The organism is Bacillus sp. SLBN-46 (assembly GCF_031453555.1).
GTDB lineage: Bacteria > Bacillota > Bacilli > Bacillales > Cytobacillaceae > Neobacillus.
The window spans coordinates 4,682,736-4,698,431 of sequence record NZ_JAVIZM010000001.1 but is presented as its reverse complement, the minus strand read 5'-3'; the positions used below and the strand labels follow the sequence as shown (position 1 = coordinate 4,698,431).

The window sequence follows — 15,696 nt, the reverse complement described above, 5'->3', positions numbered from 1 at the left end:
AATAAGGTGCAAAGCCGCATATTAAAAAGTTACCTGGGCGATTTGTTAAATAAGTGTCCGCCCCATGCAAAGTATCGCCTTTCCAATACTTGGCTTTGCATGAGTTGTTGGAGTCCCTGGTAATCTACTGTGATTTCCCAAGACTCATCACCTCCTGAAATGTAAGGTTTTGTTCTTACCTTATTTTTGGCAAGAGATTATACATTATTATAAATGCCTTTTAACCCAGTGACTAGTTTGAAATTGAATTTGCCAGTGCTTATTTTTGTAAAAAATTAACGTCATATTCTTGTCACTTACTGCAAATACTATCCTCGTTTGTATGATTTTAGTAAGGGAGGCTTCTTGATTGGTTAAAACAATTAACATCATTCTAGTTTCAGTGCTTGTCATCATTGGGCAGTTGCTGCCAACTCGTGCTTTTGCACAAAAGCCAGAGAGTACTGTACAGTTGCGCTTGCTTGGAACGACCGATCTTCATGTTTTTTTAGAGCTAATTATGATTATTATCAGACAAAGCAAGACGACAAAGTCGGTTTGGTGAAAACCGCTACCCTCATCAAACAAGCACGAAATGAAGTGAAGAATTCGATGCTGTTTGATAATGGGGACGAGATTCAAGGAAATCCATTGGGCGATTATGTAGCAAAAGTAAAAGGGTTAAAGGCAGGCGAGGTGCATCCAGTTTACCGCTTGTTTAATCTTTTGAACTACGATGCTACTACAGTAGGCAACCACGAATTTAATTACGGTTTGGACTATCTCAATGAAACACTGAACGATGCTAAAATGCCGCTTGTAAACGCCAATGTGGTGAAGGTAGGCACAAATGAACCCTATTTTGAACCATACGTTATTATTAATAAAACGCTTGTAGATGCACAAGGGAAAAAGCAAACAATTAAGGTAGGGGTCATTGGTTTTGTTCCACCACAGATTATGGAATGGGATAAAGCTAATTTAGAAGGAAAAGTCGAGGTAAAATCCATTGTTGAGACGGCAAAGAAATATGTTCCGATGATGAAAAAGAAGGGGGCTGACGTTATTGTCGCTCTTGCTCATATGGGAATAAGCGGGGAGCCGTATCAACCTGGAATGGAGAATGCGGGTTACTATTTAACAGAAATTAAGGACATTGATGCGATATTTACCGGTCATCAGCATAATGTATTCCCTGGCCCACTCTATAAGGATATTCAAAATGTGAATCTTGAAAGAGGGACGATCAACGGAAAGCCTGTTGTGATGCCAGGGGCTTTTGGCAGTCATCTTGGAGTGATTGACCTCCAACTGGAGAAACAGCGTGGAAAGTGGAATGTGGTTGAAGGTAAAGCGAGTGTACGGCCTATTGTTGACGCAACGGGTAAATCCATTGTCGAAACAGACGAGCCACTCATGCAAGCAATCTTGCCAGAACATGAGGGAACGATTAAGTATGTGAATCAGCCTGTGGGAGAAACAACCGCTCCGATTTATAGTTATTTTGCGCTGGTCCAGGATGATCCTTCTGTACAAATCGTGAATAATGCACAAACAGAATATTTGGCAGAGAAACTAAAAGATTCAGCTTACAGTAAGTATTCAGGTATCCCTATTCTCTCTGCAGCGGCACCGTTTAAAGCAGGCGGCCGTAACGGCCCGCAATATTACACAGACATTCCTGCGGGGACTTTGGCCATAAAAAATGTCGCTGATTTGTATTTGTATCCGAATACGCTTCAAGCGAAATTAGTAACTGGATCTCAGCTCAAAGAATGGTTGGAAATGAGTGCAGGTCAATTTAATCAGATTGACCCTTCAAAGACCGGTGAGCAGCCATTGATTAATCCGAATTTCCAATCCTTCAATTTTGATGTAATTGATGGTGTGCAGTATCAAATTGATGTGACGAAGCCGGCTAAATATGACTCTAATGGGAATGTCATTAATCCGGGTACGGGCAGAGTTGTTAATCTAACCTATCAAGGGAAGCCTGTTGCAGCAGACCAAAAGTTTATTGTTGCAACGAATAACTACCGGGCATCCAGTGCGACTTTCCCTGGAGCCAGTCAGGGTGAGATTGTGCTAAAGTCGCCTGATGAAAATCGTCAAATTATCACGAACTATATTCAAGAAAAGAAAACCATAAATCCAACGGCAGACCAAAACTGGTCCTTTGCTAAGTTCAAAGGTACTGTGGTTCCGGTGTTTGATTCTTCACCAAATGCACAAAAATACCTTGGCCAGTTCCCAACGATTAAGTATATCGGGCCATCGGCTGGTGGATTTGCGAAGTATTCTATTGATTTAGCTGAATAAGTGGGGGGCCTGTAGGCCTCGCAGGCAAAGCTGTCCCGAGGTGATTGGGCAGCTTTTTTGTTTTGGGGGCGATGAAGGGTTTTGTCTTTCATAGCGTGGATGAAGGACAAAATGCAAGGTGAGGAGCCAGGTTTTGTCCTTCATAGCTTGGATGAAGGACAAAAAGCGTGGTGCAGAGTTAGGTTTTGTCTTTCATAGCTTGAATGAAGGACAAAATGCAAGGAGCAGAGCCCGGATTTGTCTTTCATAGCTTGGATGAAGGACAAAAAGCATGGTGCAGAGCCAGGTTTTGTCCTTCATAGCTTGGATGAAGGACAAAATGCAAGGTGAGGAGCGGTGTTTTGTCTTTCATAGCGTGGATGAAGGACAAAAAGCAAGATGCAGAGCCAGGTTTTGTCCTTCATAGCTTGAATGAAGGACAAAAAGCAAGATGCGGGGAAGAGTTTTGTCTTTCATTCAGGCAGGGATTCGCCCCGCTCTTGTCGAATTGGAAGTTCTTACGAAAAAACAGGCGGTTATAGAAAAAGGAGAACTAATTATGAGGAATCTTGTGCTGTTGAGCAATCTTTCAGATAATATGAATCCACAACTAGAGGACAAAATCAAAGGAATAATTGGCAAAGGATCCTTTAAAATTGGATACATACCCTCCCAATCAGACCCACAAAGAAAATACTACAACTTCGTTAAAGAATATTTTCAGAATATAGGTGTTAGCGACTTTTTATATTTTGACGCTGATCAAGAATATGATGAGACAATTATAGAAGAACTGAAAGCCTGTGATGGTCTCTTTTTATCAGGCGGAAACACCTTCTATTTTTTAAAAAATCTCCAAAAAAGAAATCTAATCCCAACCATTCAAGACATGGTGGAAAAAGGTAAACTACTAATCGGCCTGAGTGCAGGAAGCATCATCATGTCGAAAACCATTAAAATTGCAGACTACATAGACGAAAATATTGTTGATTTGCAGACTGTTGATGCGTTGGATCTTATAGACTTTGAGTTTATGCCACATTGGGATGTACAGCAGCCTCGTCTAGAGGGACTATTAGAGTATTCTTTAACCAACCGAAACACGATTTACACCTGTTACGACGGTGATGGCATTGTTATCCAAGGGGATTCTATCGAATTTTTTGGAAAGGTAAATGAAATCCGTAATGGTAAATTGATAGAAATGAATTGGAGTGGGGAAAATGAGTAATTGGGAAAAAGAATTATCACCAATCTGTGAGATCATTAAAAATACAGTTAGAATCCAACTATAGAAGACAAGGGCAGAAAGAATTGATGCGATCATCAAGACGATGCAAATCTATGGATTCAATGAAGAACTATTGAAAAAAGCTCTTTCTAGCAAACACCTCCTAGAGTTTTACACAGCAATGGAAGTTGAAAGTCCTATTTCGTGAAAAGAGGTGTGAAAGGCTATGAGTAAAAAAGCTTTATGGCTGGGTTTAATCACGATCGTCTTTGTTCTTTTATCGGCTTGTCAAAGAGAAGAGCAATCCACTCACAAACCTTATAAACCAACTGCTAATGAAGTGGTGGAAACCCATGGAGGTCTTGAGAATATTAAAAGACTAGACCAGTTTGTTAAAAATATGAACAGTGGGAAGAAGGATAAAGTTCGACTCATCCGCTATACAATAGAAGGTGACCCGATTTATTATGATTTAACGTATGATGGTTCCAAGTTTACGATAAAAAGAGATACTAGAGAAGACCAGTACGGTCAGGGAGAAGTAAATACGTATCTTTGTAAAAGTATCCAAAAACAAGAATTAACTACAAGTACGAAATATATTGTAGAGGAATGCCCAAATCTAGGAGAATTATTGACCATTTCCCATGATGTAGACCAAGAGGACCAGTTTGATTTTGAGCTAAAATATGGTGTGGGCTTGAAAAATAAAATCAACACTAAAGACCGAGAGTTGATCAAGGATTTGCAAAATGGGGAAGCATTTGGCGTCAGTGATTTCCAGTTTTCAAAGGATGAATTGAACCAAATCTATAAACTCATGATTCATTCAAACTATCTTGAGGATAAAAAGCTATCAACTAAATGCAATATGAAGCCATTTGTTAGTTATGAGCTAACGGTTTGGATTAATGATGCACAGCGACATTTTGCCTGGTCCGAATGCGATAAGAGTAAGGATGGGAAACAAATGTCGGAACTGGTTTCTGATATTAAATCCATCCTCAAACAAAACCATGTCTATCAATCGCTCCCAGAGGTGAAAGGATCCTATGAATAACAATAGGTGGTTCAACTAAAAAATGATAGATGAGCAAAGAGTTATTTCGATTATACAAAGTGATCCATGGATGATGGAGATACTAAAATCGGTAAAATCACTGAACTTGCCTGATTGGTGGATTTGTGCTGGTTTTGTTCGTTCAAAAATATGGGATACTCTTCAGGGCTTTAGTGAAAGGACGCCTATTCCAGATATCGATGTCATTTATTTCGACCAAACATCTATAGACGAGTTAGATGAAAAAATGCTCGAAGGAAAACTGGATTCGCTTCTGCCTGACATTCCATGGTCGGTGAAAAATGAAGCTAGAATGCATATTAGAAATAAGATGTCCCCTTACATTTCTTCTGTGGATGCGATATCGAAATTTCCGGAAACCGCAACCGCTTTGGGTGTTAAATTAAATGAAAAAGACAATGTCGTTTTAACTGCTCCTTGGGGAATTAACGATGTGATCCATTTCGAGGTAAGACCAACCCCATTTTTTACTGAGAATAATGAGCGAATGAAAATGTATGCTGAACGTGTAGTAAAAAAGAATTGGCAAGCTACATGGGACAAGATAAAAGTTTTTACAATAGAGCTTAGTTAGACCTTGCCTCTATTGTAAAAAGACGGTAAGCTTTAAAAAAAGAAAAGAGGGATTTACATGCCATTTGATACGTCAACATTAGGTTTACCGTATTACAGCTTAGATGCTGCAGCAGTCGACAAAAGTCCAAGTGAGTTGGTTATTACAGATAATAACGGAGAAACCTATTACATAGTAACAAGGGATGTATATGAGGACGGTCCGCAACAAGAGGGGTACCAAATCGTCGTAAACGAAGGAGAGTAATGTTACTCTCCTTTTGTTGATTTTACATGAAAAAACTGTACAGGAGCTATTGTAATGAAAAAGATACTAGCCTTCATTCTACGTTTTCTAGGATTTATTGCCATTATCTTATTGTCTATAGGCATTTTTGCATTAATCGCATTCATACAGGATGCGTTGTTTGTACCGAAGGACTATATCATCTGGATTTTTAAATCACCTTATTCAGGGTTAGTGATTATTTTTGAGGTCTATCTTTTTGGGGTATATTTTTACCTTTTTAATAAAGATTTTAGAGACAAGTGGAGAAACGGTGCATTTTTTAAAAAGTACAGAAAATTAATGATTGCTACTGTTATTACTTTCACTATTTTGTTGCTATATACGGTCATCACTCCTGTCGCTGTAGTAAAGGCTGATAAAATCGTCAATTATTCCTTTTTAACTCCAAAAGGAAAGGAATATAGCTACAATGATATTGTGAAAATCCAGACTGGGGTGTATGGGAAGGGGGGCTCCTCTTTGTTCGGACACTCAAAGGGTGACTTTTTCTATATAATTGAACTTAATGATGGGACTAGGATTGATCTAGCTCAGGTGGGCGGGACACCGAAGGATGAAGACGAGAGGTTTATCATTGAAAAGCTAGACAGGCAATTTGTGAACATGAACATTCCTAAAGAAGCCAGTATGAAAAACTTTGAGTACACGAAGAAGAGTTTAGCTAAAATTTATACGGATAAGATACGGAACATTTTGGAGAATACAAAATAACTTTTATACGACTGCAACCAATTGGAATCACAAAAAGGGGCGCAAAGGAAAACTAAGCGACCCTCAAAATTAACTTCTGCAACATTATTACAACCAATTGGACTGCACTTATCATGACTAAGAAAACATCCTAAAACGGATAAACCAAATAAGTCAAATACCCCACAATTATTCCTGTAATCGCCCCGAAAAACACCTCTGCAGGCTGGTGGCCTAGCAATTCCTTTAGCTTATCGCGGGACTCTGTTTTCTTTAGACTTGGATTCTTTAAGGTCTCGATGAGAAGATTGAAATCAGCTAATAATGTATTTAACACTTCTGCGTGGTAGCCAGCATGTCTTCGAACCCCCATCGCATCATGCATCACAATAAGTGAGACGATTACCGCGATAGCGAACTCATTGGAATGAACCCCTGAGGTAATTCCAATTGCTGTAGTTAAAGAAATAATGGTAGCTGTATGGGAACTTGGCATTCCGCCCGTACTAAACATTAAGCTCCATTTTAATTCTCTTGAGGTTAAAAAGTGTATCGGAATTTTTACGAACTGGGCAATTAACATCCCTAAAAGGGCAGCGCAAATGGGAAAGGATAAGAACATGTGGAACCTCCTGAATTTTGGCTTCGATTATGCTTATTATTATCTTATCAGAAAAAGAATTCAAAGTAATATCTTGGAGACTTTGGCAGTAGGAATGAATAGATTTAATAAAGGGTAATGCATTAATAGGTCTCACAATGGGAGTTTTTTTCCTAAATAGGAGGGTATCCATTGAAATTCTCAAGTTTAAATAGAAAAACAGTTTTAAACGAAATGGCATCAGAAGAAGTTGATGTCCTCGTCATTGGCGGAGGAATTACAGGGTGCGGGATTGCTTTGGATTCCGTCACAAGGGGTTTGAATACCGCTTTGGTGGAAATGCAGGATTTTGCTGCTGGCACATCCAGCCGTTCGACTAAACTCGTCCATGGCGGCTTGCGCTATTTAAAGCAATTTGAGGTAAAAATGGTTGCGGAAGTGGGGAAGGAACGCGCAGTTGTGTACGAGAATGGTCCGCACGTGACCACGCCAGAGTGGATGCTTTTACCGATTCACAAAGGCGGTACGTTTGGAAGGTTTAGTACCTCAATTGGTCTTCGAGTCTATGATTTTTTAGCAGGTGTAAAAAAGGCGGAACGGCGATCGATGCTGTCAATTGAACAAACCATTGAGAAAGAACCGCTTATCAAACGAGATGGTTTAAAGGGCGGTGGGCTATACGTAGAATACCGTACCGATGATGCCCGTTTGACGATTGAAGTGTTGAAGGAGGCGGTGGCTAGAGGTGCGAAGGCAGTCAATTATACAAAAGCAAACGAGTTGCTTTACCGGGACGGAAAAGCAGTAGGTGTGAGAGTGATTAATCAGTTAAATGGCGATACGTATGATATTTTTGCGAAGAAAATCATTAACGCCACCGGACCTTGGGTAGATATTCTTCGTGACAGAGATCATTCCCTGTCTGGGAAAAAACTGAGGCTTACAAAAGGGGTTCATTTAGTCATTGATCAATCCAAGTTTCCTCTGAAACAGGCAGTCTATTTTGATACGCACGATGGCAGAATGGTGTTTGCCATTCCTCGGGATGGAAAAACGTATGTTGGTACTACGGATACATTTTTCGATAAGGAGCCGACTCATCCGAAAGTGACATCTGAAGACCGAAACTATCTTATTGAGACTATTCATTACATGTTCCCAACTGTTCAGATTAAGGAAGAGGATATTGAGTCTAGCTGGGCAGGAGTTAGGCCGCTAATTTACGAGGAAGGCAAAGACCCTTCAGAAATTTCCCGTAAGGATGAAATCTGGATATCTGATTCAGGTTTAGTCACGATTGCAGGTGGGAAACTGACTGGGTACCGCAAAATGGCGGAAACTGTGGTTGATTTGGTAGTGAAGCAGATGGAGGAGGAATGTGGGCTTCGTCTTAGCCCATGCCAAACGAAGCATATGCCTATCTCCGGTGGTCATTTTGGAGGATCAAGTAGGTTTAAAGCGTTTATTGAAAAAAATTTAGAGGACGCAATTGCGGTCGGATTTACGAAGGAACAGTACTTACAGCAGATACATCGATATGGCTCAAATATTCATCGAATATTTGAAATAGCCAAGGATTACGATTCCAATAACACATACGGTTTGCCATTGGATGTTTATGTGGAGCTATTGTATAGCATGGAAGAAGAGATGGCCGTAACCCCTGTGGACTTTTTTATCCGCCGGACTGGGGCATTATATTTTAATATTCAATGGGTGCAGCAGTGGAAACAGGCTGTGATTGATACGATGGCAGAATATCTTGAATGGACTGGTGAAGAAAAAGCAAATTACCAGGATGAGTTAGAAATCCAGTTGAACGATGCAGTGAACCCGAAGAAAAGGATCTAAAAGAGCACTACTATAAAACGGCAGCCAAAAAAGGCTGCCGTTAACGTAACTTATTTTAATGAATCCATATCTACTTCTAATACGCCCTATTTTGCAGCTATTACATACAATCGTGTCAATTGTTAAAAATAACATGATAATACTATGGAAGGAACGAAGAGATGTTATCATTTCGAGGGGACGCGCATAAGATTTACCTCCAACTTAAAAAAGCAATACACAATGGCGAGTCTATAAAAAACATGAAGGAATTAAAAGAAATTGAATCTATTCAAAATCTGTATTATTCACTTGATAGTGAGCAATTGCAATTGATTTATTACCGAATGATAAAGGAGAAAAATGGATCAGGCATTATTCCCATCTTTGTTTCCTCCGTTCCTTGGCTACTATTTTTATTTTCTAAGCCCTTAATAGATTTTCTTTTTAAAGATGGAAGTATCCTTTGGGCACTTTTTGGGAGTGTATACTTGCTCATATTAACATTGAGTGTCATCCTTCATTTTCGTGAGAAAGCATGGGCTGCTTTTCATATGGAAATCATCCAGGATATTTTAAAGGAAAGAAAACAAAGGGATTGGAAAGGAAAAGAGTAAGTATGTCATTTCCAAAAAATCCAACAGTTATTATTTCCATTATCAACCATTCAACAGTTAAAATGAGGTTAACTCATATGCTCAAAATGGAAGGATGAAACAAATGTCCCAAGATCAGCTGCAATCTAACAATGGAAAGAAAGAGGCGATTCAGGAAATCTCCTCAGATGGTGCATTTAAACGTCAAAAGAATAGCTTTACGTCTCCATTTGGTAAGAGGGATGGCGAGCTTCCAGTTGAGGCAGGAAGGTACCGACTATTATGGTCTGCCGTTTGTCCTTGGGCCCACCGGTCAGTGATTGTTCGAAGAATACTAGGTTTAGAAGAGGTTATCAGTCTAGGAACGGCAAGCCCTATGCGGCCTAAACTCCCCCATGTTGACTGGGAATTTTCTTTAGATCCGGATGGTGTTGACCCAGTACTAGGTGTGCGCTATATGAGTGAATTGTACCTTAAGACAGCTCCAGACTACCAAGGACGGCCAACGGTTCCAGTAATGGTAGATATTAAGGAACAGAAGGTAGTTAATAATGATTATTTTAAACTAACAAACTATCTAGAAACGGTTTGGGAGCCGTTTCATAAGGAAAATGCCCCTGATTTATACCCAGAGCATTTACGGGATGAAATTGATGCATTGAATGATATAATCTTTCATGAAGTAAATAACGGGGTGTATAAGTGCGGTTTCGCTCAGTCACAAGAAGCTTATGAAGAAGCCTATGACACCTTGTTTAATAGATTAGATGAATTGGAGCAGCGGCTAGCTGTCAAACGTTTTTTATTTGGAGATTATATTACGGATGCTGATGTACGGCTATATGCCACGTTAGTCCGATTTGATGTAGCTTATTATTCTGCATTTAAAGCTAATCGAAATCGAATTGTTGATTTTCCAAATTTATGGGGTTATTTAAGAGATCTCTATCAAACTCCTGGGTTTGGTGATACGACCGATTTTGATGCTATTAAAAGGCATTATCATTTATCACACCACATTGCAAGCAATGATCAGAAAGGGCAAAATATCCTTCCAAAAGGTCCAGATCTTTCAGGGCTCCACTCGGGGCATGGTCGTGAATTATTAAGTAATAAAACGGAAAAATTCCTCATTAACTGAAGGCTAAACAAGATGGAAGCAGGTGAAACAATGAAGATCCGTGATGCAAAAGAGGATGAAGGTCCATTCATTCGAGAAAAAAGAATTAACTCTTACAAAGAACATGCACAGTGTATTCCTGAAAGACATTGGGAAGCACTTAAGCGATCGATATCTTCAGATGCTGATATGAACCCAGGAGTTGAAAGAATCGTAGCTGAATTAGATGGGGAAATCTTAGGTAGTGTGGCTCTGTTCCCAGCTAAAACGGATGCATACAACGGGCATATTGATGCTCTAGACTATCCTGAAATTCGTATGCTCGCTGTTACACCGGAAGCACGGGGAAAAGGAGTAGCAACTGCATTAATTTCCGAATGCGTTCGGAGGTCAAAGGAGAAAGGTTATTCATCGATTGGGTTACATACCGGAGAATTTATGGAAAGCGCTCAGAGACTGTATGAAAGACTCGGTTTTGAGCGTTTGCCGCAATTCGACTTTGAACCTGCAGGCGACGGAATTATTGTGAAGGCTTATCGGCTAATGTTTGATTGATTTTTTTATTATAGAAGAAACCAAACCCTATTTGAATTTTTAGGGTTTTTTTCTAATATTTTACTAAAATGCACTTTTGGTATATGATGACTAACGGCATATTTTTATAGGACGTCAATTGAATGGAGAGAAAGGGGAATAGTTGTGAGAAAAATAACATTATCGAACGGAAATACAGTAGAGGTTGAATGCTTAAGCTGTGCCTTAACGAGTGGAATGATTGAGCCTGATGGGGGAGTCGTCGTGGAAACGGAACATTTCCATGCACACCAGGATGTGGCCTACCCGATTAAAGGGCTAATCATACTAGCGTCTAAGCGCCATATCAAATGTTTTGATGAATTAACGGAAGAAGAAAAGCTTGATTACATAAATCTTCTTACAAAGATTAGAAAAGCACAACGAGAAGTATTAGGTATCGAATATGTGTACTATTTTTATAATGAAGATACTACCCACCATTTTCACACTTGGATGGTCCCCCGCTATGAATGGATGTATGAGTTTGGGCGCTCCGTAGAATCGGTTCGCCCCGTCCTGCTTCATGCTAGAAATAACATGAATGATGAAGAAAATGTAAAAAGCGTAATGGAAGCTATTAAACTGCTAACCGTAGAGTTGAATAAATAGATGTAAAGAGAGGCCGCTAATCGTATAGATTCGCGGCCTGATTTTTGGAAACAACAGGAATTATTGGTCTGATGCAGAATACTAGTAATGATAAATAGGGGGAAGTTCCACTTTGAAAAAATTGCTATTGCTGTGGTTGCTGCTTGTGAGTGTGAGTTTAACATTATTAGGGTGTAATGGGGACCACGCGGTAAAAGGAAAAGTCGATCTAAAGGGCGTCATTACAGAAGTGGATTATGATAATAAGCGGATTTTAATGGAAGATAAAAAATCGGGGCTGGTATGGGTCACATTGCATGAATATGGAGATATTTCTAAATATGAGAAAGGACAAGAGATCGTCGTTTGGATTAAGGGTGGAATCAAAGAATCCTCGCCAGCTCAAGCAGATGCACGAAATATTGAGTTTACAGCACCTAAAAATGAATAGAGAGAAGGAAAACATGTGGATGTTATTGAAAAAGCACTAAAAACGGCTGCAAAGGCCCATGAAAAACAGTATAGGAAAGGCACCGACATTCCTTATATCACTCATCCAGTGGCAGTAGGGATGATTCTAATGAAGGCAGGCTATAGTGAAGAGCTGGTTGCAGCAGGAATATTACATGATACCGTTGAGGATACCAATCTTTCCTTACAAGATATCGAGCAATTGTTTGGCCGGAATATTGCTCAAATAGTAGAGGGATGTTCAGAGCCTGATAAATCTCTTTCTTGGGAGAACCGGAAGAAGCATACGATTGAGTACCTAGAGACTGCTCCCGAAGAAATACGGGTAGTTGCGTGTGCGGATAAATTGCATAATATCAGATCAATTGCCAGCGATATCGAACAATTCGGCGATCAGGTTTGGGGGAGATTTAAACGAGGGAAAGAGCAGCAAGAGTGGTATTATACCCATATAATAGAAAGCCTTGGCCTGCAGTCTAGCTTTCAATTGCTTGATCAATTAAAACTTGAGGTAGAACGGCTTTTTAAAAGCTAGGTTTCGACCAGGAAATCTTTCTGCAACAGTGATTTTCCATAATATAGGTATGAATATTCATAATAAAGCTAAACTAAGATTAAAATCTTGGGGAGGCTTTTTATGGGTTTTGTAGTTTTTTTCTTGCTGGCATGGCTTGTTATATTCCTATTTGCAGGAATGAAAAAAAAACTAACATTTGTTGAGAATACATTGGTCTTTCTAATCATTTTAATCGTGAGTATTAACTACTCTTGGATTGTTATTGAGGAACTAAAGCTTATAAAACTTAGTCATCATTATTTGAACTATACGGGATACTTACTCAATCGAAGTGTGATTATTCCCATGGTAACTCTTATTCAGCTAAATCTTCTATGCCGCTGTAAAACGAGATGGATGAAACTAACAGTAATGATTACTGCTGTTATTTTTATGATGGGGGTTAGTTTTCTCTCCAACTTTTATAGCATAACGGAATTTCAACGTTGGCATTACTGGATGGACGGGATCTACTATTTTATTCTGTATTTAATTGCTTTTCTATCTTTTAGGTTTTTTGCAAAGGTCACTAGGAATGTGGTGAGCTATTCATGATATTATGGGAAGATTTCGGCAAAAACGAAATATATATCTTAATTATGCTAATTGTATCATATGCCGCATTTTTTCTTTTTCCAAAAAGATTACCGACATCCATAACTATTTTATTTTTAGTTTGGGGATTCGCAAGCTCTACTTTGTTTGATTTTACAATCGGCGGTGGATTGCTTGATTTTTATAGGGTGAATGATTCTAACAAATATGAGCTGTTTGATTTACTTACCTACTTTTTATTTGCACCGTTTAGCTATTTTTTCATCTACTTTTATGAAAGATTAAAAATTGGTAAAAAAATATTTGTTTTCTATGTCCTAGGTTGGTGTGTAATGGGATTAGTGCTGGAAAAAGTGTCGGGATTTATGGGGCTAACACATTACCAGCATGGTTATACCATGAAGTATTCATTAGTTGTATTTTTAGTTATTCAGACCACTACTGCCCTCTTTTATGAGTTGGTCAAGAAAAAAGAACCTATTGAATCGAAAATTTAAGAACGGATTTTATAAAAGTACGAGATATTTCACTATCTTGTGCTTTTTTGTTGTTTTTAAACGAAACTAATTAGAAGCAACTTCGTCTAGCTTATTATACGAAAAACATAGAGGTGGTTGTCTTGGGTAGTGAATTGAAGATCGCAGAACTAAAGTGGATTGAAGAACATCTTGATGAGCTTTCGGAACTTTTAGTAAAAGTAGTAGATGATGGAGCCTCAATAGGCTTTTTGCCACCAATGAGGAAACAGGATGCAGCGAACTATTGGAAAAACGTTCTTAGCCCAGATGTGATTTTATTTGTGGCTAAATTAAACAATCATATTGTTGGAAGTATACAGTTACACTTATCGACGAAACAGAATGGAAGCCATCGGGCAGAAATTGCGAAATTAATGACACACCCTGAATACCGTCGTAACGGTATCGGTCGTTTACTGATGCAAAAGGCCGAGGAAACTGCAAAACAAATGGAGCGATCATTAATTGTTCTCGATACAAGAGAAGGGGATCCGTCGAATAGACTCTATAGTTTGTTAGGTTATATTCAAGCGGGGCGAATTCCGAACTATGCGAAATCAGCTAATGGTGAATTAGCTGCAACGATATTTTACTATAAAAATTGCTAATCTATTTGGCCTACTATGAGGGTGTCAGGCACCATGTGAAATTTGCACATGGTGTCCGAATTAATAATTCCATGATGGAAACCAAAACATATTAATTCTCCATCTAGGTGTTATTAATTAGCCAATCCAATCGTATGTTTCAGGATTATTCAAATCCATATGACGTGGGATTGTACCTTCGGGAACCTCGCCATATTGGTCAAGATAGTAGTGTCTTATTGGGTGTAAATCGTCGTCTAACTCATAGACAAGGGGAATGCTATTAGGAATATTGAGACTCACGACCCCATCATCGGGAATATTGTCTAGATATTTCACCAGTGCCCTTAATGTGTTCCCATGAGCAGAAACGATGACTCGTTGATTGTTTTGCAAGTTTGGAACAATGGTACTATGCCAATACACCAAAGTGCGTTCTTCAGTATCTAGAAGACTTTCTGTGAGGGGAATATTCTCTGGATTCAATTGTGCAAATTTAGGATCTTTTTGATCTACAGCATGACCCTCTGGTGATATGAGTGGAGGCCGAATGCTGGCTGAACGTCTCCATTCATTGACTTGTGTTTCCCCATAATGCGCGATAACTTCATCTTTATTCATCCCCTGTAATGCACCATAATGTCTTTCGTTTAATCTCCAGGATTTATATACAGGAATCCACATGAGATCCATCTCATGAAGCAGAATCCATAACGTTCTAATGGCTCTTTTTAAAACGGAAGTATGAGCTACGTCAAAAATAAATCCATGTTTCTTTAAAATAGCTCCAGCTTCTCTTGCCTCGCTGTAGCCGTTATCAGTAAGGTCAACGTCTGTCCAGCCAGTAAAGCGGTTTTCTAGATTATAAAGACTTTGCCCATGTCTGATTAAAACGATTTGTTTCAATGCTTTCACCTCTAAGTCCACAAACTATCTTCCTGTAGTTTGTCCATTTTTAACTTAAATTGTGCAGGAATGTTGAATCCCATTGAGGAATTTATATGTTTTAGAGGGGATCATAAGTGAGGTGCTTTTGTGAATATAAGAAAAGCTGTTTTATCCGATGCAAAGGGAATAGCGAAAGTTCATGTGGATTCATGGCGGACTACCTATGCAAACATTATTGCTGAAGACTATTTAAATCAATTATCCTATGAAAAACGTGAGAAAATGTGGATTAGCGGTATTCCAAACGGCGGTGTCTATGTTGCCGAAAATGATGAAGGAACAATCGTTGGTTTTTCATCTGGAGGAAAAGAAAGATCAGGAGAATACCCTGGTTTTTCGGGTGAATTATATGCGATTTATATTTTACAAGAGTATCAAGGCAGAGGGCTGGGTAAAGCGTTAGTAAAACCAATTATCAAAGAACTCCAAGATCAACAAATTGAATCCATGCTTGTATGTGTGCTCGAAGAAAATAACTCCCGGCTTTTTTATGAGGCTTTAGGGGGAAAAAGGATAGATTCCATCAAGATAGAAATGGGTGGCGAGGAGTTTAATGAACTTATTTATGGCTGGGAACAGATTGGTAGTCTACATTCCAGATGAAAGGAG

At 39.1% G+C, this 15,696-nt stretch carries 18 protein-coding genes and 1 pseudogene; 17 read left to right on the top strand and 2 right to left on the bottom strand.

Annotated elements, in window-relative coordinates; translation table 11 throughout:
• Positions 1-349: 349 nt before the first annotated feature.
• From QFZ87_RS23945 to QFZ87_RS23920, 6 genes and pseudogenes are all read left to right on the top strand, one after another.
• Positions 350-2,295: pseudogene (locus tag QFZ87_RS23945) on the top strand (bifunctional 2',3'-cyclic-nucleotide 2'-phosphodiesterase/3'-nucleotidase); the annotation flags it as partial.
• 448 nt (positions 2,296-2,743) lie between these two features.
• Positions 2,744-3,508 (top strand): Type 1 glutamine amidotransferase-like domain-containing protein, encoded by a 765-nt coding sequence (locus QFZ87_RS23940; RefSeq protein ID WP_309867178.1) that lies wholly within the window; start codon positions 2,744-2,746, stop codon positions 3,506-3,508.
• A gap of 226 nt (positions 3,509-3,734) precedes the next feature.
• Positions 3,735-4,568 (top strand): DUF4362 domain-containing protein, encoded by an 834-nt coding sequence (locus tag QFZ87_RS23935; RefSeq protein WP_309867174.1) that lies wholly within the window; start codon positions 3,735-3,737, stop codon positions 4,566-4,568.
• Between the two features lie 22 nt (positions 4,569-4,590).
• The gene (locus QFZ87_RS23930; RefSeq protein ID WP_309867171.1) at positions 4,591-5,163 is read left to right on the top strand and encodes a nucleotidyltransferase family protein; all 573 of its coding nucleotides are present in this window, start codon (positions 4,591-4,593) and stop codon (positions 5,161-5,163) included.
• 57 nt (positions 5,164-5,220) lie between these two features.
• Complete coding sequence (locus QFZ87_RS23925) at positions 5,221-5,409, top strand: hypothetical protein (RefSeq protein ID WP_309867167.1); 189 nt, start codon at positions 5,221-5,223, stop codon at positions 5,407-5,409.
• 54 nt (positions 5,410-5,463) lie between these two features.
• A complete protein-coding gene (locus QFZ87_RS23920) occupies positions 5,464-6,162 on the top strand; it encodes a hypothetical protein (RefSeq protein ID WP_309867164.1) in 699 nt (232 codons plus the stop codon).
• Positions 6,163-6,292: 130 nt separating this feature from the next.
• On the opposite strand, the gene QFZ87_RS23915 is transcribed toward QFZ87_RS23920, so the two are convergent.
• Positions 6,293-6,763, bottom strand: a complete 471-nt coding sequence (locus QFZ87_RS23915; RefSeq protein ID WP_309867162.1) for a divergent PAP2 family protein — start codon at positions 6,761-6,763, stop codon at positions 6,293-6,295.
• A 171-nt stretch (positions 6,764-6,934) separates the two neighbouring features.
• Between QFZ87_RS23915 and QFZ87_RS23910 the strand changes: the two genes are divergently transcribed.
• The 10 genes from QFZ87_RS23910 (at position 6,935) to QFZ87_RS23865 (ending at position 14,160) form a co-directional block, all read left to right on the top strand.
• Positions 6,935-8,593 carry a glycerol-3-phosphate dehydrogenase/oxidase gene (locus QFZ87_RS23910; RefSeq protein WP_309867160.1) on the top strand — a complete coding sequence of 553 codons (1,659 nt, stop codon included), beginning with the start codon at positions 6,935-6,937 and terminating at the stop codon, positions 8,591-8,593.
• Positions 8,594-8,835: 242 nt separating this feature from the next.
• Positions 8,836-9,189, top strand: coding sequence for a hypothetical protein (locus tag QFZ87_RS23905; RefSeq protein WP_309867158.1), 354 nt, complete (start codon positions 8,836-8,838; stop codon positions 9,187-9,189).
• Positions 9,190-9,292: 103 nt separating this feature from the next.
• Positions 9,293-10,309: a glutathione S-transferase family protein gene (locus QFZ87_RS23900; RefSeq protein WP_309867155.1), complete on the top strand. Its 1,017-nt coding sequence runs from the start codon at positions 9,293-9,295 to the stop codon at positions 10,307-10,309.
• Positions 10,310-10,321: 12 nt separating this feature from the next.
• Positions 10,322-10,843 carry a GNAT family N-acetyltransferase gene (locus QFZ87_RS23895; RefSeq protein ID WP_309867153.1) on the top strand — a complete coding sequence of 174 codons (522 nt, stop codon included), beginning with the start codon at positions 10,322-10,324 and terminating at the stop codon, positions 10,841-10,843.
• Between the two features lie 144 nt (positions 10,844-10,987).
• Positions 10,988-11,473 (top strand): HIT family protein, encoded by a 486-nt coding sequence (locus QFZ87_RS23890; RefSeq protein WP_309867150.1) that lies wholly within the window; start codon positions 10,988-10,990, stop codon positions 11,471-11,473.
• A gap of 112 nt (positions 11,474-11,585) precedes the next feature.
• Positions 11,586-11,903 (top strand): DUF3221 domain-containing protein, encoded by a 318-nt coding sequence (locus QFZ87_RS23885; RefSeq protein WP_309867147.1) that lies wholly within the window; start codon positions 11,586-11,588, stop codon positions 11,901-11,903.
• Between the two features lie 15 nt (positions 11,904-11,918).
• The gene (locus tag QFZ87_RS23880; RefSeq protein ID WP_309867145.1) at positions 11,919-12,458 is read left to right on the top strand and encodes an HD domain-containing protein; all 540 of its coding nucleotides are present in this window, start codon (positions 11,919-11,921) and stop codon (positions 12,456-12,458) included.
• 102 nt (positions 12,459-12,560) lie between these two features.
• Entirely contained in the window at positions 12,561-13,034 is a 474-nt protein-coding gene (locus tag QFZ87_RS23875; protein WP_309867143.1) for a hypothetical protein, read from the top strand.
• A 44-nt stretch (positions 13,035-13,078) separates the two neighbouring features.
• Positions 13,079-13,531 (top strand): hypothetical protein, encoded by a 453-nt coding sequence (locus tag QFZ87_RS23870; protein ID WP_309867139.1) that lies wholly within the window; start codon positions 13,079-13,081, stop codon positions 13,529-13,531.
• Positions 13,532-13,653: 122 nt separating this feature from the next.
• The gene (locus QFZ87_RS23865; protein ID WP_309867137.1) at positions 13,654-14,160 is read left to right on the top strand and encodes a GNAT family N-acetyltransferase; all 507 of its coding nucleotides are present in this window, start codon (positions 13,654-13,656) and stop codon (positions 14,158-14,160) included.
• Positions 14,161-14,277: 117 nt separating this feature from the next.
• Here QFZ87_RS23865 and gpmA read toward each other — a convergent pair whose 3' ends face one another.
• Positions 14,278-15,045, bottom strand: coding sequence for a 2,3-diphosphoglycerate-dependent phosphoglycerate mutase (gene gpmA / locus QFZ87_RS23860; protein ID WP_309868087.1), 768 nt, complete (start codon positions 15,043-15,045; stop codon positions 14,278-14,280).
• Positions 15,046-15,174: 129 nt separating this feature from the next.
• On the opposite strand from gpmA, the gene QFZ87_RS23855 reads away from it, so the two are divergent.
• Complete coding sequence (locus tag QFZ87_RS23855; RefSeq protein WP_309867134.1) at positions 15,175-15,690, top strand: GNAT family N-acetyltransferase; 516 nt, start codon at positions 15,175-15,177, stop codon at positions 15,688-15,690.
• Positions 15,691-15,696: the final 6 nt, after the last annotated feature.